Raw genomic sequence first — 24,839 nt, 5'->3', positions numbered from 1 at the left:
CTCAATCCTCCAGGGTGTCAGCCAACGCGATCGCCTTGGCAATGTCGGTTTGTTGAGTGGACTTGTCGCCGCCGCCCAGCATCAAGATCAGCGATTGGCCTCGCTGAATGTAATACATCCGCCAGCCAGGACCGAAGCATTCGCGCATCTCGAAGACGCCAGCGCCGACGGGTCTCACATCACCGAGGTTGCCAAGCTGCGCCTTTTCAAGTCGGCGCGCCAAGCGCGTGCGCGTCAGGCGATCTTTGAGGCCGGACAGCCAAGCGGCGAACGCTGGCGTTTGCTTGATTGTATACATTGGATAATCGTAATCGTTCGATGACACTGCGAGCAAGGATTCTGTTGTATTGAACCTGCTTCGAGGAAGGACCCATGCCAGCCCACACTGAATACGCCTTCGAGACCGCGATTGAGGCCGAGCTAACCGGCTCCGGAGGCTATGCGGCCCGCCACCACAACGCCTATGACGAAACGATCGCCATCTTCCCCGAGGATGTCACTGGCTTCCTACGCGACAGCCAACCGACCAAGTGGGCGGCACTCGAGGCGCTGCTCGGGCCGAAGACCGCCGCGACCGTGCTGGACAATCTGGCCAAGGAGCTGGAGCTAAAAGGTACGCTCCACGTCCTACGCCACGGTTTCAAGTGCTACGGCAAAACCTTCCGCATGGCCTATTTCCAGCCCAACACGCGCATGAACCCCGAGGCGGCGGCGCTCTATGCCAAGAACCGGCTGACTGTCACGCGCCAGGTCGGCTTCACCTCGGTCATGAAGAAGGCGGACGGCAAGCACCGCCGCTGCATCATCGACGTCACCCTCGCCGTGAACGGCATCCCGGTCGTCACTGCCGAGCTGAAAAATCCGCTGACTGGACAGCGCGCCGCCGTTGCCATTGACCAATACCAGACCCAGCGCGATGAGCGCGACTTGCTCTTTGCGTTCAAGAAGCGCGCCTTGGTGCATTTCGCGGTGGACCCGGACGAGGTCTGGATGACGACCCGACTCCAGGGCAAGGACACCCATTTTCTGCCCTTCAACCGCGGCCAGGATCACCGCGCGGGGAACCCGCCGGTGGAGGGTAACTGGAAGACGCATTACCTCTGGGATGAAGTCCTCAGGGCCGATAGCCTGCTGGAGATCCTGCAACGCTTCATGCACCTGGAGCTGAAGGACAAGAAGATCACCACCAACAAGGGCGTGCGCACGGTGCGCAAGGAGACCATGATCTTTCCGCGCTATCACCAGCTCGACGCGGTTCGCCGTCTGGTCGCGCACGCCAAGGCCCATGGCGCGGGCCGACATTATCTGATCCAGCACTCGGCCGGCTCGGGCAAATCGAACTCCATTGCCTGGCTCGCGCACCGGCTGGCCAGCTTGCACGACGCCGAGGACGAGAAAATCTTCCACTCCGTCATCGTCGTGACCGACCGGCGCGTGCTCGATCAGCAGTTGCAGGCGACTATCTATCAGTTCGAGCACAAGACCGGCGTGGTCGAGAAGATCGACGAGGATACCCAGCAGCTCGCCCGCGCACTCTCGCAGGGCACGCCCATTGTTATCACCACCATCCAGAAATTCCCCTTCATCTCTCAGGCGCTTTCGACGCTGGAGAAGAAGGGCGGTGGTGTCACCATCGACACGGCGGGCAAGCGCTTCGCCGTCATCGTCGATGAGGCGCACGCGTCCCAGAGCGGCGAGACCGCGACGGCACTGAAGGGCATGCTGAACAAGGATGGAATCGAGGCAGCCATCGCCGCCCAGCTCTCCGGGGAGGAAGACGACGACCTGTCCGACGAGGCCAAGTCCGCCGTGCTGCGCGATGCGCTGCGGCGCGCCCGGCAGCCGAACCTGAGTTTCTTCGCCTTTACGGCCACGCCGAAGTTCAAGACCAAGGCCCTGTTCGACGAGCCAGGTCCGTCCGGCGCATCACCCTTCCACGCCTACTCCATGCGGCAAGCCATCGAGGAGGGTTTCATCCTGGATGTGCTCCAAAACTACACCACCTACAAGCGCTTCTTCGGCCTGATCAAGCAGATCGAGGACGACCCCGATGTGCCGCGCAAGAAGGCCGCGAAGGCGCTCGCGCGCTATCTGGAGCTGCATCCAGTCAACATCGAGCAGGTCGTCTCCGTCATCGTCGAGCACTTCCGGCTCTATGTGATGCACGAGCTCGGCGGCCGGGCGAAGGCCATGGTGGTCACGGGTTCCCGCCTTGCCGCCGTGAAGTACAAGCTCGCCTTCGATCGCTACATCAACGCTCAGGGCTACAGCGGCATTCGTTCGCTGGTGGCCTTCTCGGGCACGGTCGAGGACCCGGACGACCCCGGGGCGTCCTACACCGAAGTGGCGATGAACGACGGACTGGCCGAAAGCGAGCTGCCCGAGACCTTCGAGCGCGACGATTACCGGGTGCTGCTGGTCGCGGAGAAGTATCAGACCGGCTTCGATCAGCCCCTGTTGCAGACGATGTATGTGGTGAAGCGCCTCGCCGGTGTTCAGGCGGTGCAGACCCTCTCGCGGCTCAATCGCATCGCAGCGGGCAAGTCGCGCACCTTCGTGCTCGATTTCGCCAACGAGGAGGACGATATCTACCAGGCGTTCAAGCCCTATTATGAGACGACACCCGTGGGCGAGAATGCCGATCCGCAGCGCCTCTCGGAGCTGCAACACCGCCTGCTGGAATGGGCGATCTTCACACCGGCGGATGTGACCGCCTTCGCCGAGGTCTGGTACCGCGCCAAGCGCGACCACTCGGCGCGCGATCATCGTCTGATGAATGCGGTGCTCGATGCCGTCGTCCAGTGCTTTCAAGAACGGAAGGAGGAAGAACGCGAGGAATTTCGCGGCCAGTTAACGGCCTATCGGAACCTCTATGCCTTCCTGTCACAGATCATCCCCTATCAGGACAGCGACCTCGAACGCCTCTACGCCTTCGTGCGCAACCTGTTGGCCAAGCTCCCGCCGCCGGGTGATGGCCGGGGCTTCGTGTTGGATGATGAGGTGGCGCTGCGGTTCTTCCGGCTTCAGCAGATGACCGAGGGCTCCATCGATCTCTCGCGGGGAGAGCCCTATCCCCTGAAAGGGCCGACCGATGTCGGCACCGGCGGCGTCCGGGATGAGGCGGTTGCCCTTTCAAGCCTGATCGACCACCTCAACGAACGCTTCGGCACCGATTTCGCCGAGGCGGATCAACTCTTTTTCGACCAGATACGGGCCTCGGCGGAGCACGACGAGACCATCGCCGAGGCGGCCCGCGCCAACAACTTCACGAACTTCTCGGCCTATCTGGACCGCATGCTGGACGAGCTGTTCATCGCGCGGATGGAGGGCAACGAGGAAATTTTCTCTCGGGTGATGACGGATACCGAGTTCCGCTCGGCGGCGCATGAACACCTGGCGCGCGAGATCTTCCGCCGAGTGCGGGAGAACCAAGACGTACATTGACCGATGCCCGGCTCTTTTGACGCCACCGCCACATCGGCTATTCGCAAGATCGAGCATTCTCTCGGCGACGCGGACCGTGTTGGCGGCGCATCTCGTCGCGCCAGAGGATGCCGAGGTCGATGTGATGGCGGCGCCCCGTGCGGGCGCCGCCGCTTGGTGCATCTAAAGACCGACCATCTCCGCGCCAAAGCCGCGCGCGCGGACCTGCCTCACCACGTCGCTCGGCCTGACATCGTCGGGGTCGAACTGGACCAGCATCAGGTGGCGCCGCGTCTCCGAGACACAGGCCGAGAGCACGCCATCGCAATTGCCCAGCTCACGCGCCAGATCGTGGATGCTGTCGTCATCCAGCTCTTCGTCGATGTGGATCAAAATATCGCTGTAACCCATCTCACACCTCGTCAGCAGACTCGTTTTAGGGAACTGCATCGACTTCAGAGCTAACCCTAGTAGACTCAAGACGTTTTTCAATGGCGTCGAGACCCTTACCGCGCGCATGGAGCAGGCTCGGCCGCGGCGCTCGACGCAACCTCGAAGACAACGCGGGAGCATTTGCATGATACGTGATCTGAGGATCACCCAGGCCGTCGAAAACACGGCAGGTGGAAAAGGGCTGTTGGGCGAGCACGGTGTCGCCTTCTTCATCCAGGCGGACGAGCACTGCCTGCTGTTCGATACGGGACAGGGCCATGTGCTCCGCCACAACGCCGAGCTGCTCGACCTGCCGCTCGCGCGGGTCGAGGCGATCGCGCTCAGTCACGGGCACTACGACCATGCCGGCGGACTCATGGAGGCGCTCGCTGTCACCGGACCGGTCGACCTCTACCTGCACCCGCGGGCCATGCAGCCCAAGTACAACCGGGAAGGCGTCGCGATCGGAACGCCCTGTCTGGAGCCAGACGTCCTGCGCAGCCGTTCGCGCCGCCTGATCGCCACCGCCGAGCCCGTCACCATCGCGTCCGGCATCCACCTCACGGGCGAGATCCCCCGCCGACATGCCATCGAAGACACCGGCGGCCCCTTCTACCAGGATCCGCGGCGGACCCACCCGGACCTGCTGCCGGACGATCAGGCCATGTACCTGGAAACGGCCGCCGGGACCGTCGTCCTGCTCGGCTGCGGCCACTCGGGCGTCATCAATACGCTGGAGTATGTCCTGGAGCTGACCGAGGGCCGACCGATCCACGCGGTCATCGGCGGCATGCACCTGCTGCGCGCCAGCGCGGAACGTCTCGCCTTCACCGCCGAGCACCTGGAGCGGCTCGCGATCGGCTACCTGGCACCCATCCATTGCACTGGGCTGGAGGCGACCTGCGACCTGCGCGCGCGCTTCCCCAGCCAGTTCCGCGCATCCGTGGTGGGCACCAGGCACGGCTTCGGCCTCGCCTGAGGCACAGGGGCCGTCTCGGCGATCGGCCGGCGGCCTGGTCCGCCCAGGCTCAGATCACGGACTCGAAGAGCTCCAGCTGCGGCGGCCCCAGATAGAGATCGCGCGTCGTATTGCCGGCGTTCGCGTGCGCCGCGCGGAAGGCCTCGGAGTGAGTCCAAGCGACGAAGGCATCCTCCGAGGTCCATTCCGAGAAGGAGGAGAAGAGGGTGTGATCCTCCGCCTGCGGGCCTTTGAGGAGGTGAAACCGCAGAAAGCCAGGCACCTCATCCAGGTAGCTCTCCCGATTGCGCCAGTGCTCGACGAAGGCATCTTCCTGGCCGCGCGCGATACGGAAACGGTTCATGGCTAAGTACATGCGATGGCTCCTGGGGTTCGAGGATCTTGAATGGGAGGCGCTAGTATGGGGGCTCAACCAGGGCGTTGCGAGATGCGCCGCACACCCCCTGGGCGGAGGTCTCGCATGCCGGACAGCCCGCGCCCAGCCGGCGACTGCGACCCTCTCGCGCCTCGGCGTGGACCCGAATCGCCGGTGCGCGCGCATCGACGCCGGTCAATGCAAGCAGGCCACGCCAGGTCTATCTTCTCAAGCATGAGCGCAACCAACACCGCACCGGCCGAGGCACCTCGGGCGGATCTGATCCTTAAAGGCCGGATCACCGCCTTCGGCGCCGCGCCCCTGTGGGCGCAGGCACTGGAGCTGCTCAGCCGTCATCCCAAGCGTCCATTGGTGATCGATGCGTCCGGCTTGGAGCTGATCGACGACGCCGGCATCGCGCTCATCTACGACCTGCAGCACCAAGCGCGCGAGCCGGGCGCGGCGATCGAGATCCGCGGACTGGCGCCGAACCTGGCGGCCCTCATCCCCACCTACCCGCCCGCCGAGCTGACCCGCGCCGCCGACAGCATGCAGCCCGCCGGCCGCATCGAGCGCCTTGGCCGGGTGGTCTCGCGGCGCGCCGCGGAGGCCGCGAGCATGCTGGGATTCCTCGGCGCCTGCGCCCTCGCGCTCGGCCAGGCGCTCAGCCGGCGCGGCGTCGTGCGTTGGCGCGAGGTGCTTAACGTGGCGACCGAGGCCGGCGCCAATGCGGTGCCCATCGTGCTGCTGATCGGCTTCCTCATGGGGGTCATCATCGCCTTCGAGATCGCCCTGGTGGCGCGCGAGGTCGGCGCCGTGATCTTCGTGGTCGATGGCGTGGGCGTCGCCATGCTGCGCGAGCTGGGCGCGCTCATGACCGCCATCGTCTTCGCCGGGCGCACCGGGGCCGCCTTTGCCGCCCAGATCGGCACCCAGAAGGTCAACGAGGAGATCAACGCCATCCTCACCTTCGGGCTGGACCCCATCCGCTTCCTGGTGCTGCCGCGCCTGCTGGCCGCCGTCCTGGTGGTGCCGCTGCTGACCGTCCTCGCGGACATCGTCGGCCTGGTTGGGGGCGCGCTGGTGCTGATCCGCTTCGACATCGGCTTCTTCCAGTTCTATCACCACCTGCTCGGCGCCGTGGCGATCGGGGATTTCCTGGTCGGCCTCATGAAGGCCGCCGCCTTCGGGCTCGCCATCGCGGTCATCGGCTGTCAGCGCGGTCTGGCGACCGGGGCGGGCGCGACCTCGGTCGGCCTCTCCGCGACCAGCGCCGTGGTGACGAGCATCATCTGGATCGTCGTGCTGGACGGTCTCTTCACCGTGCTGCTCGATGCCTGAGGCGCCGCCCGACATGCCCCCGGCGCGCGCCCCCGAGCCCGGCCAGACGGCCGTCGAGGCGCCGGCCGTCAGCGTCCGCCATCTCAGCATCGGCTACGGCCCCAAGGTTCTGCTGGAAGACGCGAACTTCGATGTGTGGCGCGGCGAGATCCTGGTCATCCTGGGCGAGTCCGGATGCGGCAAGTCGAGCCTGATGAAGAACATGATCGGCCTCTATGCGCCAATCCATGGCGATGTGCTGATCGACGGCGAGAGCATCGTGAACGCCGGGCCGGCGGACAAGGCGCGGCTTCAGCGCGGTCTCGGCATCATGTATCAGAGCGGCGCCCTCTTCGGCTCCCAGAGCGTGCTGCAGAACGTGCGCTTTCCGCTGGATGCCTTCACCGACCTGGGGCTGGCGCAGAAAAACCTGATCGCGCGCATGCTGCTGCACCTGGTCGAGATGGGCGAGGCGGAGTCCCTGATGCCGGGCGAGCTCTCGGGCGGCATGATGAAACGCGCCGGCATCGCGCGCGCCATGGCGCTGGGGGCGGACATCCTGATGCTGGACGAGCCCTCGGCGGGCCTCGATCCCATCACGGCGGCCAATCTGGATCGGACCATCCTGCGGCTGCGCAAACACCTTGGCTTCACCTTCGTGGTCGTCACCCACGAGCTGCAGAGCATCTTCAACATCGCCGACAGAGCCGTCATGATGGACACCGAGACGCGCCGCATCATTGCCACGGGCAAGCCGGCCGAGCTGCGCGACCGCGGCACGGAGGCCAAGGTGCGGCAGTTCTTCAATCGCCGGCCGGACGCGGGCGTCGACTGAGCAGGGGGGCAGAGCATGGACGAGCGGCAAGGCTATGTCCGACTGGGGATCTTCGTCAGCGTCGCGGTGGCGGCGCTCCTTGGCGTGCTCTTCATCCTGGTCGGACGCTCCATGCTCAAACCGACCCTGGTCATCGAGACCTACTTCAATCAATCCGTCGCCGGTCTGGAGCTCGGCGCGCCGGTCAACTTCCGCGGCGTGCCGGTCGGCCAGGTCAGCGACATCCTGCTCTCCGCCGTGACCTATGAGCGGGGCGTGCCGCTGGAGAACCGCCGTGCCTACATCGTCGTGCGCGCCAAGCTCTCAGGCCCGGATGCCCTCCTCGAGCAGTGGCGCACCGAGATCCAGGACTATGTCGCCCGCGGCCTGCGCGCGCAGACCCAGCTCGCCGGCATCACCGGACAGCTGTACCTGGTGCTGGATTACTTCGACCCCGAGAGATACCCGCCGCTGCCCTTCGACTGGACGCCGAAGGACCCCTATATCCCCTCGGCGCAGAGCCTCACCGGCGAACTCATCGCCAAGGCGCAGGAGTTCCTGGCCAGCCTGAACGAGGCCGGCATCCGCGAGCTGGGCACCAACCTGAACCGACTCATCGTCACCCTGGACCACAAGCTCGACCAGCTCCCGATCGAGACACTCTCGGGCGAGATGGTCGCGCTCATGGCGGATTCGCGCGCCCTGGTCAAGCGGCTCGACCAAACCCTGGCCGAGGCGCCGATCGCGCAGGCCATGCGCCGTTTCGCCAGCGCCTCCAAGCGGGTCGACGACCTCCTGGCCGACCCCAGCTTCGGACGCACCCTGCACAACGCGGAGGACTTCAGCGCGCGTCTGAAGGCGATCGCCGAGGGCGACGCGCTCGCCCGAACCCTGACCAACCTGGACCAGACGCTTCAGCGTGTCGACGCGCTGGTCGGCGACAATCAATACGACGTGCGCGTCATCGTCGCGGACCTGCGCGTCACGGCGGCGAACCTGCGCGCCCTCTCCGAGCGCGCCAAGCGCGATCCCGCTGGCTTCTTCATCGGCGGACCGCGGCAAGGCGCCGAGTTTCCCTGGAGCAAAGGCAAATGATCCTGACGCGCCTGACCCTATTGCTCTGTGCCCTCGTGGCGCTGACCGCCTGCTCGATCGGGCGACCCATGCCGGAGGCGGCGACCTATATGGTCGAGATCCCGCCTCCGGCAATGAGCGCCAAACGGCGCCCCGAGACCCTGAGCATGGGGCGCGTACGCATCGCACCGGCCTTCGCCAGTCGCGCGCTCGTCTTCCGGCTCGACGCGGTGCGCTACGCCGCCGACGCCGACAACACCTTCATCGCCGACCCGGGCGACCTTCTGGGTGCCAGCATGGCCGCATGGCTCGATCGCGCCGGCCCCTTCGCCGCCGTGACCCAGCCAGACAACTATGAGGGCGCGACCCACGTCCTGGAGGCCGTGGTGACCGAACTCTACGGCGACCTGCGCCCGGAGCGCCGGGCAGCGGCCGTCGTCACCGTGCAATTCAGACTGATGGACCTGACGGCCGTGACGCCGAGGGCGCGCCTCGAGCGGACCCTAAGCCGCCGCGTGGATCTCGTCGAGCCATCGCCAGCCGCCGTGGTGAAAGGCTACGGAAGCGCCCTCGGGGAGATCCTGACCGAGCTGGCGGCGGACGTGTCGCAAGCGATTTGAGTCCGCAGGCTCAGCCCGACAGCAGCTCGAGCGCGGCCGCGGCATCCAACCCCTGCGCCTCGGCAACCTCCTTGCGGCAGACCCGGCCTTGCGCAACGTTGAGGCCATCGCGCAGATGGGGGTCATCGAGCAGGGCCGCGCGCGATCCCTGCTCGGCCAGTGCGAGGACGTATGGCAGGGTGGCGTTGTTGAGCGCCAGGGTGGCGGTGCGAGCGACAGCCCCAGGCATATTGGCGACGCAATAGTGGACGACCCCCTCGACCTCGAAGGTCGGGGCCTGGTGCGTGGTGGGATGCGAGGTCTCGAAACAGCCGCCTTGATCGATGGCGACATCGACCAGGACCGAACCGGGCTGCATCCTCCCGACCATGTCGCGCGTGACCAGCTTGGGCGTCGTGGCGCCGGGGACCAGGACCGCGCCGATGACGAGATCGGCCCGCGAGACGCACTGCTCGACGGCATCCCTGGTCGCCAGGAGGGTGCGCGCGCGATTCCCGAAACGATCATCGATCGCCCGCAAGGCCGCCAGGCTGCGATCCAGCACGCTGACCTCCGCGCCCAGGCCGACAGCCATGGCCAGCGCATTCCTTCCAACGACGCCAGCCCCCAGGATGGTCACGCGACCGGGCTCGACACCTGGGACGCCGCCAAGCAGCACCCCGCGTCCGCCCTGGGCCTTCTCCAGGCAATGGGCGCCGGCCTGGATCGACAGGCGGCCGGCGACCTCGGACATGGGGGCGAGCAGCGGGAGCCGGCCGGCCGCGTCCGTCACGGTCTCGTAGGCGATGCAGAGGGCACCGCTCGCCATGAGATCGCGCGTCTGCTCCGGGTCCGGAGCCAGGTGGAGGAAGGTGAAGAGCGTCTGGTGCGCGCGCAGCCGGGCGCGTTCGACCGCTAGAGGCTCCTTGACCTTGACGATCAGCTCGGACCGCTCGAACAGGACGTCGGCGCTCGCCACGACCTCGGCCCCAGCGGAGATGTAGGCGTCATCGCCGAAGCCGATCGCGGCACCAGCGGCTGTCTCCACCAGTACGCGATGCCCGTGGACGGTCAGTTCCTTGACCGATGCGGGTGTCAGGCCGACCCGGTACTCATGGTTCTTGATCTCGCGCGGAACACCGACGTCCATCCCCTAGCCCTCTTGACATTGTCTGAAGTCGGAGCGGCAGGAAAGCCGCCGCCCCATGCCCGCGGATCTTGGGGTCGGCGACGGCGCTTTCATCGAGGCGGGTCCGGGGCGCGGCTCAGAATGTGCCGCCGTTCCAGCCGAACAGATGGCGTGGCGGGGCCGCGAACTCGATGTAGACGCGCCCGGCGGGAATGCCCAAGGTCTCGCCGAGCAGTCCGCACAAGACGCCGGAGTAGTCGGCGGTCTTGGACTCCGGCAATCCCAGGCTCTTGAGCTCGAGGTAGGCGGCCGGCTCGCCGGTGCCGGCGAAGAGCATGTCGCGGCCATCTTCGAGGACGACCATCACGTAGGACTCGGGTTTGCCCAGCATCTCGGCGAGCGTGCGCGAGGCGCGGGCAAGGAGGTCGGCGCGCTCGGCGGCCGGCACTTGGGCATTGGTGGTGATGCGAAGGGTGGGCATGGTGGCGTCTCCGTAGGCAGTTGGATACGCCGGATGATAGTGGAGCCGCCGCGCGCTGTCGCACCGCCAGGGGCGTCGCGGCGCAGTCGGGCTGGGCAGCGGCGGCCGTACTCTTGGTCGGGGACGCTGGGCGCGGAGCGCCGGGGATGGCGCGACACCGCGCGGCGGTGTCGCGAGATGCGGGGCGAGAGGCCGCGTTCGCTCTCTTCCGGGTCAGCCCGTGCTGTCGGGGCGCAGGGACTTGGAGATCTCGCCGGCCGCGTAGACGACGAGGAAGCCCCACAGGACCTTGTTCACGATGTCGCCGACGTTGACGGTGAACTCCCGCAGCACCACGCCGACACCGGAGTCGAACACCATGGCGTAGAAGAAGCCGGCGGGGAAGATGGCCCAGCCGATCAGAAAGAAGAAGAACATGTAGATGAGCGCATCGCGCTGGGCCGGAATCAGCCCCTCGCTCGGCAGGCGACGCAGGACCTGGAAGATGGAGAAGGTCATGTACATCCAGAGCATGCCGCTCAGGGTGAACCAGCTCAGGGCGGTCAGGCTTGCCCCGTCGCCGGCCAGGGTCGAGCGCTCGCCCAGATAGCCGGTCGAGATCATGGCGGCATCGATGAGGACCAGCTTGAGCGCAAAGGCGGCGCCGACGCGTTCGATGCCCATGAGGAGCGGGAACATGACGATGAGCATGGCCGTCGTCGCCAACCAATAGCCATAGCGGACGATGAGCGGCAGCTGACCAATGGATGCGGCCATCTCCTGCACCCCGGCGGCGCCCGCCGCGATGGGTTGCAGCCGGGTGAAGAAGTAGAGGTGCACGACGCTTGAGGCGGCGCAGACGAGGATGTTGAGCAGCGCCAGCAGGCGCAGGCGTCCGGCCAGCCTGGGGGTCTGGATGACGAAGTAGACCACCGCCAGAATGGCCGCCAGCCCGCAGGCGAGAAAGGAGAAGTAGGTGAGATTGAAGAGCGTCGTCATGATAAGGGTTCCCGAGCAGAGTCCTGTGTCAGTCCTGTCATTGCATCATCCCCGGCGAATTCGAACGGCGAACCAGATCCCGTCGACGCCATCGCCCGTCACATCGCCCGCGCCCTGATCGCCGATCCAGTGGTAGAGCGGGCGTCCGTCATAGCTCCACTGGCGGCGACCGTCCGCCAGCTGAAGCACGCCGAAGGCCCCCTCCGCGGCGGCATCGCCATCGGCCAGATAGGGGCGCCAGAGACCCGCGCAGCCCGCCGCGTGGCACTGCGCCTCGACCCCGTCACCGCGCGCGAGATAGAGGGTGCGCCCATCGGCATCGGCGAGCACGGGACCGAGTCGACCCTGCTCGACCCGAAAGCGACCCGTCAGGGTCTCAATCGCCTGAGGATCGGCAGCCGGGTAAGGGTCCGAGAGCGTCTCGACCGACGCGGGAGCGCGCTCCGCCGTCTTGGCCGTCGGGGGCGGCGCCGGAGCTGCGGCTGCGTCTGTCTTGGGCTGCGCCAGCGCGGCAGCGGGAGCCGGCGCCTTGACCGCGGGCGCGGCGGGCGGTGCTGGAGGCTGATACCCATAGGGCGCATAGGGCGCGAAGTAGGCCGGCTGGGGGTAGTAGTAATAGCCTTGCTGACCTTGCGGCGGCGCCTGCTGGGCTTGGGCGGTCGCGCCGAAGGACAGGGCGAGAGTGGTCATCAGGGCAATGCGCATCGGTCTGTCCATTCAAGACACCTGATCGAGGGCCTGTTGAAGAAAGTCCAGCACGTCGTCGTCCCGATAGGGCTTGACGAAGTAGTGGTCGACGCCGGCCCGCAGGGCCTCGCGCCGGTGTTTCTCGGTCGAGCGCGAGGTGATCATGGCGATGGGCAGTCCGCTGGTCTCGGGGCGCGCGCGCAGGTGCGCGGTCAGCTCCAGACCGTTCATCTGCGGCATCTCCATATCGACCAGCAGCACATCCACCGCCTCGCGCGCGAGTACCTGAACCGCCTCCATGCCGTCCCGCGCCGTGAGGGGCCGGAAGCCGCCGTCTTCGGCCAGACGCGAGAGCACGCGCCGCATCGACAGCGAGTCGTCGACGATGAGCACGGTCGGTGGGCGGATCTCCTCCGCCGCCGCATGCGCGGCGAGGTCGGCGAGATCCGCGCCCGAGGCAACCCGAATCAGGCCACGCAGGTCGACGATGGGGACCACGCGGCCGTCACCCAGGATGGAGGCGGACAGGAGTCCGGGGATCCGTGGCACCCGCGTACTCAGCTGCATGACCACCAGCTCGCGCCCCTCCAGCAGGGCGTCGACCATGACCGCCTGCTCCCCGCAATCGGTGTCCATCAGCAGCACGACCTGACGCCCGCGGTCCGGCTCGGGCGCCGGCAGTCCCATGAGCGTATTGAGCTGGATCAAGGGGCATTCGCCCTCTTCGTGCGTGAAGCGCCAGCCCTCGCGCGTCGCCTGCAGACGCCCTTCGTCCGAGAGCAGCGCGCGTCGGATCTCGTTGGCGGGGATGGCGAGCAGCTGCGCGTTGCACTGCACGAGCAGGCAATACATCGCCAGCAGCGAGGACGGCATCCTGGCCGTGAAGCGATAGCCCTGGCCAGGGTGGGTTTCGATCTCGAGTGCGCCGTTGAGGGCGCGCACGGTGCTGGCGACCACATCCATGCCCAGGCCGCGCCCGGAGACCTGGGTGACCTGATCACGGGTGGAGAAGCCGGGCCGCAGCGTCAGCATGGCCAGCTCCTGGTCGGTCACCTCCGAGCGGGCATCGATGAGCCCCTTGCCGATCGCCTTCGCCCGGATCCGCCCCAGGTCCAGACCGCGGCCATCGTCGCCGATGCCGACCTCGACCTGGTCGCCGAGCTGCTTGAAATGGACCTCGATGCGCCCCGCGCGTGGCTTGCCACTGGCCGCGCGCTCCTCGGGCGACTCGATGCCGTGATCGATCGCGTTGCGCACCATATGCATCATGGCCGGCATGAGGCGGTCGAGCAGATCGCTATCGATGCGCGCCTCGCCACCATGGACCCTGAGTTCGGCCTCCTTACCCGTGGCGCGGCAGGTCTGGCGAACCGCGCGCTGCAGACGCGGCACCAGGCTGCTGACCGCGACCAGCCGCGTGCCCATGGTGAGCTGGCGCAGCTGCTGGCTCAGTTTGATCTGCTGGAGCGACAGCTCGCCCATGGAGCGCAGCGTGCCGTCCAGGGTCTGCGCCAGCTCGCGCGCATCGCTCACGCCCTCGTTCAGGCGGCGGGTGGCGATGTACATCTCGTTGTATTGCTCGAGCTCGATGGGGTCGAAGACCGTCTCGCTGCGCGCCTGACCCCGAGCACCGCCGCGGGTGCCCAGACCGCGCAGATCGACCAGCTTCTCGAGCTCGGCGACATGGAGCAGATTGCGCCGGTCCAGCTCGCTGGTCTCACGCAGGGTGCGCTGCGCCTGGCCGAGTTGCTCCTCGGATTGCGAGAGGGCCATGGAGAGTTCGCCGACCAGGCGCAGCAGCTCCTCGACCGTGCGCGCCGGCACCTGGAGATAGGCCTCATCCAGGTCCGCATTGCTCGCCGGCGGCGGCGCAACGGCGGGCTCGCTCGGGACCTCGGCTTCGGTCTTGGTCTCGATTTCGGTCCCGGTTTCGGTCTCGGTCTCGGACGGGAGCGGCTCGGCACTGCTCGCGCGCGCGCCCGCCGCGAGCGCCGAGCGGCCTTCGCGATCGATGCGATTGGCCCAATCCAGGACCTCTTGCATGATCGGCCGCAGCGTCTCGGGGTCATAGGGCTCGACGCCGTTGAGCACGTCGAACATGACGCAGAGGCCATCGGCTCCAGCGGCCAGGGTATCGCCCAACGCCGGCCCCGGCGCCAGCTCCCGCTCGGCCAGGAACTCCAGCAGATCCTCCATGTGATGCCCGAGGATGGCGATGGCATGCACGCCGCAGACGTTGGCGGAGCCCTTGATGGTGTGAGCCAGTCGCTGGGAGTGGCGCAGAGGCTCTTCACCGCCGCGCCCCTCGATGACCTTCTGCAGCGCGACGGCGAGCTGCTGCGCCAGCTCCGGCCCCTCGCGGCGGAAGCTCGCGACCACCGCGGCGTCGATGTCATCCGCCAGCTCGAGGGCGAGGTCTTCCGCCTCGATCGCGCTCGGACGCGCCGGCCCGGTCTCCGCCTCGAGCATCCGCGGCTCGCGGTAGAGACCCTCGACCAAGGCCGTGGCATCCGCCTTGGTGAGGGGCTCGGTCCAGTGCGGCTCGCAGAGCAGCCCGACGAGATCGATCCGAGTGCGCTCGGACAAGGGATCGAAGAGATAGCCCTGGATGCAGGTCGGCAGCCGTCGCAGACCCTTGAGGTGAGCCTCCGCCCAAGGCTCGTCCGCCGGCATGGCGGCGATCTTGTAGCCGAGGCTGGCGCAAACGCTCGAAAAGGACAGGAAACCGGCCTGCGACGAGGCGTCGGCGAGACACACCAGGATCTCCTGAGCGGCCAGGGCGGCGTCGCGGCGCTCGGCCGTCGCAGCGACCTCGGCGATGTCGTGGATCCGCTGGCCCAGCTCGTCGCCCATGTCCTCGACGGCCGAGGCCAGGATGGCGAGCAGCTCGACGGCCTCCTCGCTCAGCTCGGCCGAGGCATCGTCCTCGGTCGCGACGAGCGCGACGGCGGGACCCGAGCCGCTCTCGACCACATCCTCGACAGCGCACGCCTCTTCGACTTCGCGGGGGACTTCGGGGGGCGCCGTCTCCGGCGCCGCGTCGGGCTCAGGCGGCGAGCGCTCGGGGTCGCCTGGCAGCGCCCGCCAGAGTGCCGCGGCCTCCGGGGTCAGCGGCGGGTCGAAGGACTCGCAGGTCGCGATCTCGATCAGGGCCTCGACGACCTCCGCATCATCGGGCGTCTCGAAATAGACCTCCAGCAGCGCGAGCAACTCGAGCACCTGGACGGCGGCTTGCGCATTGCCTTCGGCCGCTTGCTCCGGCAGGCCGCTCACGGCCATGTCCAGCAGGCCGAGCAGTTCGATCACATGCTCGCCCCGCGGCTCCAGCATCGGCCAGAGATCCGCCAGGGTCTCGGCAAAGTCGTTTGCCGCCGCCAAGCGGTCCTCGTTGGCGCCGCCGCAATCCCCGGCAAGCTCGACGGCCTGCTGCAAGGCAGGGACCGCGCTGGAAAAGACCTCGGCTATTGCGCCGGAGTTCATAACGACCTCGCCCCTAAGCTTGGCGCACCGCGTCGACCTCAACGGGTGCCGGCAGACGGAACAGCTGGATCGCCTCGATCAGGCTGTTGGAGTCACCGACCAGCCGGATGGTCTCGTTGGTCTGGTGGTCGAGCTGGTCGGTGGTCTCCACGGTGCTGGCACGCATGGACTCGACCCGCTCCATGAGCGTGCGGTTGGCCTCCACCTGGGCCTGGGCGCGACCGTCGATCTGACGCACGGCCTGCGCCAGGTTGGCGGTCGTCTGCTGCGTCTCCAGCATCAGCTCGCCGGCGTTCTCGATGGTGCGTGACTCGATCCCCACCGCCTCGGTCGCCTCGTTGACGGTCTGGATGCTGTCCTGGGTCTCGACCTGGATATTGGCGATCAGGGTCTCGATCTGGCTGGTCGCGCTGCGCGAGCTGTCGGCCAGCCGCTGGACCTCCTGGGCGACCACGGCGAAGCCGCGCCCCGCCTCGCCGGCGGTCGCCGCCTGCATGGCCGCGTTGATGGCCAGCACATGCGTGCGCTCCGAGAAGCTGTTGATGATGTCGACGATGCCGCTGATCTCCTGCGACCGTTCGCCGAGGCGCTTGATGCGCTTGCCGGTTTCCTGGATGGTCGTGCGGATCTTGCCCATCCCGTCGACGGCCTCCTTCACCGAGGCCAGCGCCTGGTCGGTCGACGCCGAGGCCCGTTCGGCCGATTCGTTGCAGAAACGCGCCAGCTCGGCGATGCCGTTGATGGCCTCGACCGCCTCGGCAAGGTCGTTGGCCGCCTGCTCGATGACCTCGCGCTCCGCGGCGGCCACCTCGACGACACGGTTGCCCTGTAACTGGACCTGAGCCGAGGTCTGCCCGACGCGCTCGGCGATCCCGCGGACCTGAACCAGCACCCGCGCACTCTCGGAGGTGATCTGGTTGAGCGCATCGCGCAGGGGGCCGGTGATGTCTTCCTTCATTGGCATCTTGAGGGTGAGGTCGTGGCGTTGACTGATCTCGGCGCCGACCTGCAGCATCTCGATGATGGAGTCGTTGAGCTGGTCGTTCTGGCGCTCGAGGTAGTCGATGCCCTGGTTGAAGGCGAGCACGGTGCGACCCAGCTCGTCGTCCGCGCCGGGGGCGAGACGCTCGGAGAAGTCGCGGCGCTGCTCCATGCCGTGGAGCGCGTCGCGGATGCGCTCGGCCGGACTCAGGATGAAGCGCTTGGAGAGGTTGGCGATCGACAGATAGATGACCCCGCCGATGAGCAGGGCACTGAGGATGAGCAGGGCGATGACCAGCGCCATGGTGACCTCGCGCTGATCCGCGCCGCTTGCCATGGCGTCGAAGAGACGCTGGTTCAGATAGGCCGCGGCCGCCGGTTCGAAACCCTGGCTCAAGCCGATCACCACCTTGCCGATCTCGCGGCCGTCGCGCGCGATCGGGAACTCGCGGTAGCTGCCGCCGATGGCGTCTGTCGTACCCAGGAGGCGCTGACCCTGGGCATCCTGAATAACCACGCCGGAGATCTCGGGATCCTGCGCAACCAGGGTGGCCATGGCGGCGACATGGGCGTCCGCGCCCAGATCCCGGGCCTGGCCGGCGATGTCCGAGAGGAGGACACCCGCCGTCTCGATGGAGTGGATGGTCTTCTGCCGCAGCAGGTTGGTCAACTCGCCGTCGGTCCCGGCGCTGAGGCTTTGGGCCGCCTGCTCGCGCTCCTCGGAGAGCCCGTAGAGCCCCCAGAGGATGGCGCCGGAGACGAGCGCGAAGACCATCAAGACCAGGGCCGTGGTTGCGATGGTGAGCTTCGCTGAGATGGTGAGGTCGGTCAGTTTCATGGCGAGTCCTTGAACGAAATGGCACTGGCGTTGAGCAGCCTGGCGCGCTGGGCGAGAAGCCTCAGCCGGCCACCGAGGTTGCGCTCGAGATCGGTTCTTCCTTCCAGCTCCGGACCGCGGCAAAGACGCTCATCAGCCAGGTTGGGCAAGGCGCACAAGGGGCTGCGCTGGACGGCGACTGAGCGGGTGACGCCGATGCGCTCGTCGATTCGCGGACGAGCCCGAGCGAGCATGGTTGTCGCCTCCCCGGCTGGACAGGCGCTCATCACAAGCACTCAGCCCTAGAGGGCCAGCTCATCGACGTGCTTGAGGATCTCTTCGGACCTGCAGGGCTTGACCACATAGCCCTTGGCGCCCTGGAGCTGGGCCCACATCTTGTCGGCCTTCTGATTCTTGCTGCTGACGACGACGACCGGGATGGAATCGGTCCGCGGGTCGTCCTTGAGGGTGCGGGTGGCGTGATAGCCGTCCACGTCATCCATGACGATGTCCATGAAGACCAGATCCGGATGCTCGCGCTGCGCGACTTCGACGCCTTCGCGCCCGGAATTGGCGGTCATGACGACGTGGCCCGCCCTGACCAGCATGTCTCTGAGAAAATCGCGTTCCGTGGCGGAGTCGTCGACGATGAGTAACTTGGCCATTGAATGAGGTACCTCATGCGCGTGCGTCACAGATAACGCTGCAGCGTATCGTTCAGGTTTTCGATCGTGAGTGGCTTGGTGAGGTAGGCGTCCGCCGAGGCGAGCGTCCCTCGCAGCTTGTCGATGCGGGATGTCTTACCGGTAAGCATCACGACCGGCGCGCGGACCTGGAGGTCCTTTTTCAGGTGGCGTGACACGTCATAGCCGTTGATCCCCGGCAGCATGACGTCGAGAAAGATGAGATCGTAGGATTGCTCGCGCGCCTTGGTCAGGGCCTCTTCGCCAGTCACCGCGAAATCCACCGCGAACCCCTTCCTCACCAGACGCATCTCCATCATCTTGCGCACGGACTCGCTGTCGTCGACGACCAGGATCCGCTTGGCCGAGGATGGCACGGACGGCTCGACGAGGTGCGCGTCCTCCCCGCGCAGGGGCATGCTCATGTCGTCATGGATCGCGAGATCCGGGGCGAACTGGTAGACCTCGGTCACCAGTGCGTCGAGCGTCTTGAGAATGCGGTTGGCGAGAATCGGCCGCTTGAAGAAGACGTGGGTGGCGCCGTCGAAATCCGCCGCCGCCCGTTCGCAGGCGCCGATGCGAACCACGGGGATGGCCTCACCCGCGACCTCGGCCCGCATGAGGCTCCACGCCCGCGGCCCAGCGGCCAGATCCTCGTTGACGGCGAAGAGATCTGGACGACGCCGACCAGGTGTCCAGAACTGGTAGCGACGCGGGCGGACATCCGAGAGCATGAAGGCCCGATTGAGCGCCTTCTCGTCGGTCTCGGAGAAGCCGCACAGGGCAACGGCGAAGTTTCTACTGTCGGTGGCTGCCATCTGTCATACCCGTGATGAAATCCGCGTCTCAGAGCGATCCGAGCACAACCATGCCCCACCGCCCGCGCGGCTCCGTGGATCCGACCAAACGGCTGCCTTCGGCTCTGTCGTCCGTCTGATCGTCGCCGTCGGTGCCGGTTCTTCGCGGGAGCCCTGGCGTCGAGGGCCGAGGTTGTCGACAGATCCCCTGACCATTCTGTTGCAGATTTAATCAGCCTTCCCGTTCGTCGGCTTTGAGGTCCGTCACAGGTTGATCGAGAGGCCGACACTCGCAAGGCATCGGTTTCGGCGATGCAACAACGCGCCTCGCGATCGGTCGACAAGCAGATCAGACCCTGACGCTGCCAGAAAGACGCCGTGCGGGATAGATCGAAGGGGCAGGGAGGAGGATCCCGGGACGCGCAGAAGGCGCCGCCCTGGACGTGAGATGACGGGGACGAGACCGCGCGCAATGGCGCATGAGCCGCTGCGCGTCAGAGGCCGATGGGCGCGGCAGCGCGCGCCTTGCGTTACGAGGAAAGAGAGACCATGGCCCGGGAAGCTTGGGCGCGGGAGTCAGCTGGCCTGAGCCAGCGCGACGGCCGGCTCGGGCGTGCGAATCGATTCTGGATAGGCATCCGTCCAGCGCAGTAGCTCCAGCCGACCGTCGTGGTGCTCGACCAGCGCGGTGCAGCTCTCGACCCAGTCGCCGCAGTTGCAGTAGGTCACGCCCTGGATGTCGCGCATCTCGGCATGGTGGATGTGACCGCAGATCATGCCGTCAAGCTCGCGGCGCTCGGCCTCCGTCGCGACTGCGTGCTCGTAGCTGCCGATGTAGCTGACCGCGTTCTTGACCTTGTGCTTGAGGTAGCCCGCCAGCGACCAGTACCTGAGGCCGAAGAGCGAGCGCAGCCAGCTGAGAGAGGCGTTCAAGGCCAGCAGGTGGTCATAGGCGCGCGAGCCGAGCTTGGCGAGCCAGAGGCTGTGCTGGACGACGCCGTCGAATTTGTCACCGTGCAACACCAGGAAACGGCGCCCGTCGGCCGTGGTGTGCACGATCTCGTCCCTGACGACGACATCGCCGAAGCGGGCGTCCAGGTGATCGCGGAAGAGGTCGTCGTGGTTGCCGGGGATGTAGATGACTTGCGTCCCCGCCCTCGCCTTCTCGAAGATCTCGCGCACCACCTGATTGTGGGCATCGGGCCAGTAGAGGCCGGTCTTCATGGCCCAGAGGTCGATGATGTCTCCGACCAGATAGAGCTGCCTGCACTGTGTCGACCGAAGGAAATCCAGGATGAACTGCGCCTGACAGCCGCGAGACCCCAAGTGGACATCCGACAGGAAGATGCTGCGGTATCTCAGGGGGTTCATGCGTTTGATTTCGGACATCGCACTACCTGCCTCGTGAATGACTTCACGAGATGGTCGCGAAACTTGGTTACCGGCGGGTTGAAGCGAGGTGAAGATGCGATGAAGAATGCTGTTTTTCGAGGCGTTTTTGACAACTCGATGGCGAATCCGTGGCGATGCGGAGACGCCTCGTCGCACTCGCCGGACGAGGCGCCTCCACTGCCATTCGCATGCAGCTCAGGCCTTGGCCTGCGCGCAACTGACGCGTGCTATTGACCTGGCTCCTGCGCACTGGATGCCAGCGCAGCCCCGCAAAGCAGGTCCGGGATCAGATCGAGCTGCTGATAGGAGCGATTGAGCCAAACCTTGACGCGCTGGCGGTCCATCAGCCCGAGTCCGGCGTCCTTGTTGTGCGCGGCCGCCCAGAGACTGGTGTTGGCGTGGTCGATCTTGCGCATGGACGCGGCATGCAGTTCCGGGAGATCCATCACCGGGACGCCCAACGCCTGCGCCTTCGCATGGGCCGGAGAGGCCGTGAAGTTGGCGAAGTCCTTACCGCGACCGTGGTTACGGACCACGACAAAGGCGGCGGCGCCTTCGTAGCGCGCCAACAAGGCGTCGAGCAGGGCGATACTGTCGGCGCCGTCGTCGAGCACATGCCAGAAGACGATCTGCGTCCCCTCCTCGCTCGCAAGCGCCAGCAGATCGGTCTGATCGATCCAGCGATGCAATGAGGTCGATGTCTGTGCCGCCAGGTCCACCAGGATGTTCTGCTCGGCCTCCAAGGCGGTCTCCATGATCCGATCCGCGCTCTGAGCATCGTCGAGGGCGATCGGCTGGCTGAAGTCCCCGTAGAATCGCAGCAGTGTGCCGTGAGACCGGTCCGTGTCGAACGCGGTGAACGCCAATGCCTTGTCGATGTGGTACTGCGCCAAGAGTCGTGCGAGAACGGACTTGCCGACTCCGCCTTTCTCGCCGCCGATGAAGTGAATCCTGCTCATGCTATTTGCCTGGGTTGGTTAAGAAACGCCTCTGGCCTGAGGCCGGGACGCGCGAATGGTAGCCGCTGCGCCCGCCGTGGTCATGAGATTCCAGTAAGGGCTGGTCTTCCAGTGGCCGCAGAGCCGCCCCGCGCCGCCCGCGACCGGCTCCCACTGCCCACGGGCGCGTTCTATACTGTGCGTTTGCCCGACAAGGGCCTTTCAACCAACGATTTGGAGCAAGACGATGGCGCAGAGCGCAATCAAAAAGGTGGTCCTCGCCTACTCGGGCGGACTGGATACCTCGGTCATCCTCAAGTGGCTGCAGGAGGAGTACGGCTGTGAGGTCGTCACCTTCACCGCGGACATCGGCCAGGGCGAGGAGCTGGAGCCGGCGCGCGCCAAGGCCACGGCCGCGGGGGTCAAGGAGATCTACATCGACGACCTGCGCGAAGAGTTCGTGCGCGACTTCGTCTTCCCGATGTTCCGGGCCAATGCCATCTACGAGGGCGAGTACCTGCTCGGCACCTCGATCGCGCGCCCGCTGATCGCCAAGCGCCTGATCGAGATCGCCGCCGAGACCGGCGCGGACGCCATTTCGCACGGCGCCACCGGCAAGGGCAACGACCAGGTGCGTTTCGAGCTGGGCGCCTACGCCCTCAACCCCGAGATCAAGATCATCGCCCCCTGGCGCGAGTGGGACCTGCTCTCGCGCGAGAAGCTCATGGCCTACGCCGAGCGGCACGGCATCGCGGTCGAGATGAAGCGCGACGGCACCAAGTCGCCCTACTCCATGGACGCCAACCTGCTGCACATCTCCTACGAGGGCTATGACCTGGAAGACCCCTGGGTCGAACCCGGCGCCGACATGTGGCGCTGGTCCGTCGCGCCGGAGCAGGCCCCGGATACCCCGACGACCATCGAGCTGGCTTACGAGAAGGGCGACATCACCGCCATCGACGGCAAGGCCATGTCGCCGGCCGAGGTGCTGGCCGAACTCAACCGTATCGGCGGCGCCAACGGCATCGGCCGCGCCGACATCGTCGAGAATCGCTACGTCGGCATGAAGTCTCGCGGCTGCTACGAGACCCCCGGCGGCACCATCATGCTCAAGGGGCACCGGGCCATCGAGTCGCTGACCCTCGACCGCGAGGCCGCACACCTCAAGGATGAGCTGATGCCCCGCTACGCCAGCCTGATCTACAACGGCTACTGGTTCTCTCCGGAGCGCGAGATGCTCCAGGCCGCCATCGACCAGACCCAGAGCGTCGTCAACGGTGTCGTGCGGCTGAATCTGTACAAGGGCAATGTGATGGTGGCCGGACGCAAGTCGGAGACCAATAGCCTCTTCGACGCCTCCATCGCGACCTTCGAGGAGGATGCCGGCGCCTACGACCAGAAAGACGCGACCGGCTTCATTCGACTCAACGCGCTGCGTCTGCGGGTGCAGGGACGGATGAGGAAGTAGCCATTCATCCTGAGGCGCGATCGGCTTCTCGATTGCGCCTCAGGGTCGGGCCTCTCGCGTCAGGATTCCGCCGGCAGGATGCGCAGCAAGGCACCATTCGGCTCGTCGGTCAGCACATAGAGGAAGCCATCCGGCCCCTGACGCACATCCCGAACGCGTTTGCCGATGCTGAGCTTCTCTTCCCCGACGGCCTCTTCATCATCGAGGGTGATGCGGCGGATCTGACGGAACTTGAGCGCACCGCTGAAGAGGTTTCCCGTCCAGCCTGGGTAGCGATTGCCGCGATAGACGACGAGGCCGCTTGGCGCCTTGGACGGCGTCCAGACGACCCTGGGGTCGCGCACGCCGGATCGGCTCTTCAGGTCGGAGATCCTGGGCCCCCAGTATTCCTTGCTATAAGTCACCTCGGGCCAGCCGTAGTTCTGTCCCGGGATGATGCGGTTCAACTCGTCGCCGCCGCGCGCGCCATGCTCGTTCGCCCACACGTCGCCCGTCTCCGGGTCGCGCGCCAGGCCCTGGATGTTGCGGTGACCGTAGGTGTAGATCTCGGGCCGCGCACCCTGCTCATGCACGAAGGGATTGTCGGCGGGAACGCTGCCGTCGTCCTTCAGCCGGATGATCTTGCCGAAGAAGGTGCCGAGGCGCTGCGCCTGGTTGCGGATGTTCTCGCCGTCGAATGACACGGGCGGATTGCCGCCGTCGCCAATGCTCATGAGCAAGGTCTTGTCGGGGAGCCAGAGCAGTCGCGAGCCGAAGTGCTGCCCGTCCGCCTTGGTGTCCGGGTTGCGGAAGATGACCTCCAGGCCTTCGAGCCGTGCGCCGCTGAGTCGGGCGCGCGCCAGCGTCGTTCGATTCGCGTCCTTCGTCCCGGTCGCATAGGTCAGGTAGATGAGCCGGTTGCGCGCGAAGTCCGGGTGGACGGCGATGTCCAGCAATCCGCCCTGTGCGTAAGCCAGGACCTCGGGTACCCCGGCAATCGGCCGAGGGTCCAAGCGGCCGTCACGAATGATCCGCAGCCGGCCGGGCCGCTCCGTCACCAGCGCCGAGCCATCCGGCAGCCAGGCGATCGACCAAGGGTGTTCGAGCCCATCCACGACGACCTCTGTCCGCCAGCCCTGGGCCTCCGGCACATCTCCGGTCGGCGCGATCGGCGCCGCATCCGCCGCGCCGCCGAGGAGCGGAATCCAGAGCAGGCATTGGAGGAGGACCCTGCGGCTCAATCCCATGCGACGCTCCCGGACCGGCATTTCAGTGCTCGCCCGACACCACAGGAGCCGCGCCGGGAATCGCGGAAGGCGTGAGACCGTCGGCCTTCATCACCTCGAACGGATCCGGCCCCTGCCGCTGACGGCCCGCATCGCGAAGCTGCCTGAGGTAGTCGAGCCAGAGCGGCTGCCAGGCGCGCCCCAGTTTGTAGAGATAGGGCCAGTCGTACAGACCTGAGTTGTGGCCGTCGTCGAAGAAGATCTTGAGGGCGTAGTGCCCGATCTGCTTCAGGTCGGTGATGCCGACCCCTTCCTTGTCCACCTGCAGCTTGGCGGTGGCGGGCGAATGCCCGCGCACCTCGGCCGAGGGGGAATAGACGCGCAGATACTCGCAAGGCAGCCGGAAGCGGGCGCCGTCATCGAAGCTGAGTTCCAAAACGCGCGACTTCTGATGGAGCTGGATCTCTGTAGGATTCGGATGCTGTTCCATTGGACTCGGATCGATCGGTGATAAGCCGCACGGAGGATGACGGCCGAATGCCGCCTAACCTATGGACGGCGGCGCGGCAATCAAGCGAGATGCCCGTGGCGGCCCGAGGGTAAGCCGCCGTTCCAAGACACGAGGCTGCGTCCATCGCGCCTCTGCGGTCAGAACGCCCTGCCTGGCTTGCGAGCGGCTAAGAGGATATCCGGAACAGAAAATGCTTAAATCATTAAAATTCTAAATAAGATAGCCTCTTAGGTACGACAATCACGCGTATCGATGATGCCATGGCCTTTCAAGAGATGTCCGATGATTTTTGGCGT

At 66.3% G+C, this 24,839-nt stretch carries 23 protein-coding genes; 7 read left to right on the top strand and 16 right to left on the bottom strand.

Annotated features, from left to right (window positions below; genetic code table 11):
- Nucleotide 1: 1 nt before the first annotated feature.
- The gene (locus CKO23_RS16690; protein ID WP_346014625.1) at nt 2-325 is read right to left on the bottom strand and encodes a type II toxin-antitoxin system RelE/ParE family toxin; all 324 of its coding nucleotides are present in this window, start codon (nt 323-325) and stop codon (nt 2-4) included.
- 47 nt (nt 326-372) lie between these two features.
- Here CKO23_RS16690 and CKO23_RS16685 point away from each other — a divergent pair, with 47 nt between their 5' ends.
- Entirely contained in the window at nt 373-3,444 is a 3,072-nt protein-coding gene (locus CKO23_RS16685; RefSeq protein ID WP_200332953.1) for a type I restriction endonuclease subunit R, read from the top strand.
- A 162-nt stretch (nt 3,445-3,606) separates the two neighbouring features.
- Here the strand turns inward: CKO23_RS16685 and CKO23_RS16680 are convergent, their stop codons facing one another.
- Nucleotides 3,607-3,834 (bottom strand): hypothetical protein, encoded by a 228-nt coding sequence (locus CKO23_RS16680; RefSeq protein WP_200332952.1) that lies wholly within the window; start codon nt 3,832-3,834, stop codon nt 3,607-3,609.
- A gap of 166 nt (nt 3,835-4,000) precedes the next feature.
- Between CKO23_RS16680 and CKO23_RS16675 the strand changes: the two genes are divergently transcribed.
- Nucleotides 4,001-4,834, top strand: a complete 834-nt coding sequence (locus tag CKO23_RS16675) for an MBL fold metallo-hydrolase (RefSeq protein ID WP_200332951.1) — start codon at nt 4,001-4,003, stop codon at nt 4,832-4,834.
- Between the two features lie 49 nt (nt 4,835-4,883).
- Here CKO23_RS16675 and CKO23_RS16670 read toward each other — a convergent pair whose 3' ends face one another.
- Nucleotides 4,884-5,189: an antibiotic biosynthesis monooxygenase family protein gene (locus tag CKO23_RS16670; protein ID WP_200332950.1), complete on the bottom strand. Its 306-nt coding sequence runs from the start codon at nt 5,187-5,189 to the stop codon at nt 4,884-4,886.
- 234 nt (nt 5,190-5,423) lie between these two features.
- Here CKO23_RS16670 and CKO23_RS16665 point away from each other — a divergent pair, with 234 nt between their 5' ends.
- The 4 genes from CKO23_RS16665 to CKO23_RS16650 are packed head-to-tail and all read left to right on the top strand — an operon-like array spanning nt 5,424 to nt 9,017.
- Entirely contained in the window at nt 5,424-6,530 is a 1,107-nt protein-coding gene (locus CKO23_RS16665; protein WP_200332949.1) for an ABC transporter permease, read from the top strand.
- Nucleotides 6,531-6,543: 13 nt separating this feature from the next.
- Nucleotides 6,544-7,344, top strand: coding sequence for an ATP-binding cassette domain-containing protein (locus CKO23_RS16660; protein ID WP_200332970.1), 801 nt, complete (start codon nt 6,544-6,546; stop codon nt 7,342-7,344).
- A 15-nt stretch (nt 7,345-7,359) separates the two neighbouring features.
- Nucleotides 7,360-8,418: an MlaD family protein gene (locus CKO23_RS16655; RefSeq protein ID WP_200332948.1), complete on the top strand. Its 1,059-nt coding sequence runs from the start codon at nt 7,360-7,362 to the stop codon at nt 8,416-8,418.
- Entirely contained in the window at nt 8,415-9,017 is a 603-nt protein-coding gene (locus CKO23_RS16650) for an ABC-type transport auxiliary lipoprotein family protein (protein WP_200332947.1), read from the top strand. The genes CKO23_RS16655 and CKO23_RS16650 overlap by 4 nt, the downstream gene beginning before the upstream one ends.
- 10 nt (nt 9,018-9,027) lie before the next feature.
- Here CKO23_RS16650 and ald read toward each other — a convergent pair whose 3' ends face one another.
- The 11 genes from ald to CKO23_RS16595 all read right to left on the bottom strand — a co-directional run bounded on the left by ald (nt 9,028) and on the right by CKO23_RS16595 (nt 21,380).
- Nucleotides 9,028-10,146: an alanine dehydrogenase gene (gene ald / locus CKO23_RS16645; RefSeq protein WP_200332946.1), complete on the bottom strand. Its 1,119-nt coding sequence runs from the start codon at nt 10,144-10,146 to the stop codon at nt 9,028-9,030.
- 115 nt (nt 10,147-10,261) lie between these two features.
- Nucleotides 10,262-10,606 carry a phenylpyruvate tautomerase MIF-related protein gene (locus CKO23_RS16640; protein ID WP_200332945.1) on the bottom strand — a complete coding sequence of 115 codons (345 nt, stop codon included), beginning with the start codon at nt 10,604-10,606 and terminating at the stop codon, nt 10,262-10,264.
- Between the two features lie 213 nt (nt 10,607-10,819).
- Nucleotides 10,820-11,584 (bottom strand): bacteriorhodopsin, encoded by a 765-nt coding sequence (locus tag CKO23_RS16635; protein ID WP_200332944.1) that lies wholly within the window; start codon nt 11,582-11,584, stop codon nt 10,820-10,822.
- A gap of 45 nt (nt 11,585-11,629) precedes the next feature.
- Nucleotides 11,630-12,301 carry a COG4315 family predicted lipoprotein gene (locus CKO23_RS16630; RefSeq protein ID WP_200332943.1) on the bottom strand — a complete coding sequence of 224 codons (672 nt, stop codon included), beginning with the start codon at nt 12,299-12,301 and terminating at the stop codon, nt 11,630-11,632.
- On the bottom strand, nt 12,302-15,751 hold the full coding sequence (locus tag CKO23_RS16625) for a hybrid sensor histidine kinase/response regulator (protein ID WP_200332942.1): 3,450 nt from the start codon (nt 15,749-15,751) through the stop codon (nt 12,302-12,304).
- A gap of 13 nt (nt 15,752-15,764) precedes the next feature.
- Nucleotides 15,765-17,570 carry a methyl-accepting chemotaxis protein gene (locus CKO23_RS16620; RefSeq protein ID WP_200332941.1) on the bottom strand — a complete coding sequence of 602 codons (1,806 nt, stop codon included), beginning with the start codon at nt 17,568-17,570 and terminating at the stop codon, nt 15,765-15,767.
- Entirely contained in the window at nt 17,567-17,836 is a 270-nt protein-coding gene (locus tag CKO23_RS16615) for a hypothetical protein (protein WP_200332940.1), read from the bottom strand. The genes CKO23_RS16620 and CKO23_RS16615 overlap by 4 nt, the downstream gene beginning before the upstream one ends.
- 15 nt (nt 17,837-17,851) lie before the next feature.
- Nucleotides 17,852-18,214 (bottom strand): response regulator, encoded by a 363-nt coding sequence (locus tag CKO23_RS16610; protein ID WP_200332939.1) that lies wholly within the window; start codon nt 18,212-18,214, stop codon nt 17,852-17,854.
- A gap of 26 nt (nt 18,215-18,240) precedes the next feature.
- A complete protein-coding gene (locus tag CKO23_RS16605; protein WP_200332938.1) occupies nt 18,241-19,050 on the bottom strand; it encodes a response regulator in 810 nt (269 codons plus the stop codon).
- A 555-nt stretch (nt 19,051-19,605) separates the two neighbouring features.
- Nucleotides 19,606-20,418: a UDP-2,3-diacylglucosamine diphosphatase gene (locus CKO23_RS16600; protein ID WP_200332937.1), complete on the bottom strand. Its 813-nt coding sequence runs from the start codon at nt 20,416-20,418 to the stop codon at nt 19,606-19,608.
- A gap of 230 nt (nt 20,419-20,648) precedes the next feature.
- Nucleotides 20,649-21,380 (bottom strand): mobilization protein, encoded by a 732-nt coding sequence (locus tag CKO23_RS16595; RefSeq protein ID WP_200332936.1) that lies wholly within the window; start codon nt 21,378-21,380, stop codon nt 20,649-20,651.
- Between the two features lie 226 nt (nt 21,381-21,606).
- On the opposite strand from CKO23_RS16595, the gene CKO23_RS16590 reads away from it, so the two are divergent.
- Nucleotides 21,607-22,827, top strand: a complete 1,221-nt coding sequence (locus CKO23_RS16590) for an argininosuccinate synthase (RefSeq protein ID WP_200332935.1) — start codon at nt 21,607-21,609, stop codon at nt 22,825-22,827.
- A gap of 59 nt (nt 22,828-22,886) precedes the next feature.
- On the opposite strand, the gene CKO23_RS16585 is transcribed toward CKO23_RS16590, so the two are convergent.
- Together CKO23_RS16585 and CKO23_RS16580 are read right to left on the bottom strand one after the other, a co-directional pair.
- Nucleotides 22,887-24,053: a PQQ-dependent sugar dehydrogenase gene (locus CKO23_RS16585; RefSeq protein ID WP_200332934.1), complete on the bottom strand. Its 1,167-nt coding sequence runs from the start codon at nt 24,051-24,053 to the stop codon at nt 22,887-22,889.
- Between the two features lie 22 nt (nt 24,054-24,075).
- Nucleotides 24,076-24,522 (bottom strand): gamma-butyrobetaine hydroxylase-like domain-containing protein, encoded by a 447-nt coding sequence (locus CKO23_RS16580; protein ID WP_200332933.1) that lies wholly within the window; start codon nt 24,520-24,522, stop codon nt 24,076-24,078.
- Between the last annotated feature and the right edge of the window lie 317 nt (nt 24,523-24,839).

Origin of the sequence: Thiocystis violacea (genome assembly GCF_016583565.1) — a bacterium.
Lineage (GTDB): Bacteria > Pseudomonadota > Gammaproteobacteria > Chromatiales > Chromatiaceae > Thiorhodococcus > Thiorhodococcus violaceus_A.
The sequence above is the reverse complement of the archived record's forward strand: the minus strand, read 5'-3'. Positions and strand labels throughout refer to the sequence as shown.

Excerpts from the sequence above, each read along its gene's own strand:
- CKO23_RS16685 (WP_200332953.1), top strand. The coding sequence starts at position 373 with ATGCCAGCCCACACTGAATACGCCTTCGAGACCGCGATTGAGGCCGAG.
- CKO23_RS16680 (WP_200332952.1), bottom strand. The coding sequence starts at position 3,834 with ATGGGTTACAGCGATATTTTGATCCACATCGACGAAGAGCTGGATGAC.
- CKO23_RS16675 (WP_200332951.1), top strand. The coding sequence starts at position 4,001 with ATGATACGTGATCTGAGGATCACCCAGGCCGTCGAAAACACGGCAGGT.
- CKO23_RS16670 (WP_200332950.1), bottom strand. The coding sequence starts at position 5,189 with ATGTACTTAGCCATGAACCGTTTCCGTATCGCGCGCGGCCAGGAAGAT.
- CKO23_RS16665 (WP_200332949.1), top strand. The coding sequence starts at position 5,424 with ATGAGCGCAACCAACACCGCACCGGCCGAGGCACCTCGGGCGGATCTG.
- CKO23_RS16660 (WP_200332970.1), top strand. The coding sequence starts at position 6,544 with ATGCCCCCGGCGCGCGCCCCCGAGCCCGGCCAGACGGCCGTCGAGGCG.
- CKO23_RS16655 (WP_200332948.1), top strand. The coding sequence starts at position 7,360 with ATGGACGAGCGGCAAGGCTATGTCCGACTGGGGATCTTCGTCAGCGTC.
- CKO23_RS16650 (WP_200332947.1), top strand. The coding sequence starts at position 8,415 with ATGATCCTGACGCGCCTGACCCTATTGCTCTGTGCCCTCGTGGCGCTG.
- ald (WP_200332946.1), bottom strand. The coding sequence starts at position 10,146 with ATGGACGTCGGTGTTCCGCGCGAGATCAAGAACCATGAGTACCGGGTC.
- CKO23_RS16640 (WP_200332945.1), bottom strand. The coding sequence starts at position 10,606 with ATGCCCACCCTTCGCATCACCACCAATGCCCAAGTGCCGGCCGCCGAG.
- CKO23_RS16635 (WP_200332944.1), bottom strand. The coding sequence starts at position 11,584 with ATGACGACGCTCTTCAATCTCACCTACTTCTCCTTTCTCGCCTGCGGG.
- CKO23_RS16630 (WP_200332943.1), bottom strand. The coding sequence starts at position 12,301 with ATGGACAGACCGATGCGCATTGCCCTGATGACCACTCTCGCCCTGTCC.
- CKO23_RS16625 (WP_200332942.1), bottom strand. The coding sequence starts at position 15,751 with ATGAACTCCGGCGCAATAGCCGAGGTCTTTTCCAGCGCGGTCCCTGCC.
- CKO23_RS16620 (WP_200332941.1), bottom strand. The coding sequence starts at position 17,570 with ATGAAACTGACCGACCTCACCATCTCAGCGAAGCTCACCATCGCAACC.
- CKO23_RS16615 (WP_200332940.1), bottom strand. The coding sequence starts at position 17,836 with ATGAGCGCCTGTCCAGCCGGGGAGGCGACAACCATGCTCGCTCGGGCT.
- CKO23_RS16610 (WP_200332939.1), bottom strand. The coding sequence starts at position 18,214 with ATGGCCAAGTTACTCATCGTCGACGACTCCGCCACGGAACGCGATTTT.
- CKO23_RS16605 (WP_200332938.1), bottom strand. The coding sequence starts at position 19,050 with ATGGCAGCCACCGACAGTAGAAACTTCGCCGTTGCCCTGTGCGGCTTC.
- CKO23_RS16600 (WP_200332937.1), bottom strand. The coding sequence starts at position 20,418 with ATGTCCGAAATCAAACGCATGAACCCCCTGAGATACCGCAGCATCTTC.
- CKO23_RS16595 (WP_200332936.1), bottom strand. The coding sequence starts at position 21,380 with ATGAGCAGGATTCACTTCATCGGCGGCGAGAAAGGCGGAGTCGGCAAG.
- CKO23_RS16590 (WP_200332935.1), top strand. The coding sequence starts at position 21,607 with ATGGCGCAGAGCGCAATCAAAAAGGTGGTCCTCGCCTACTCGGGCGGA.
- CKO23_RS16585 (WP_200332934.1), bottom strand. The coding sequence starts at position 24,053 with ATGGGATTGAGCCGCAGGGTCCTCCTCCAATGCCTGCTCTGGATTCCG.
- CKO23_RS16580 (WP_200332933.1), bottom strand. The coding sequence starts at position 24,522 with ATGGAACAGCATCCGAATCCTACAGAGATCCAGCTCCATCAGAAGTCG.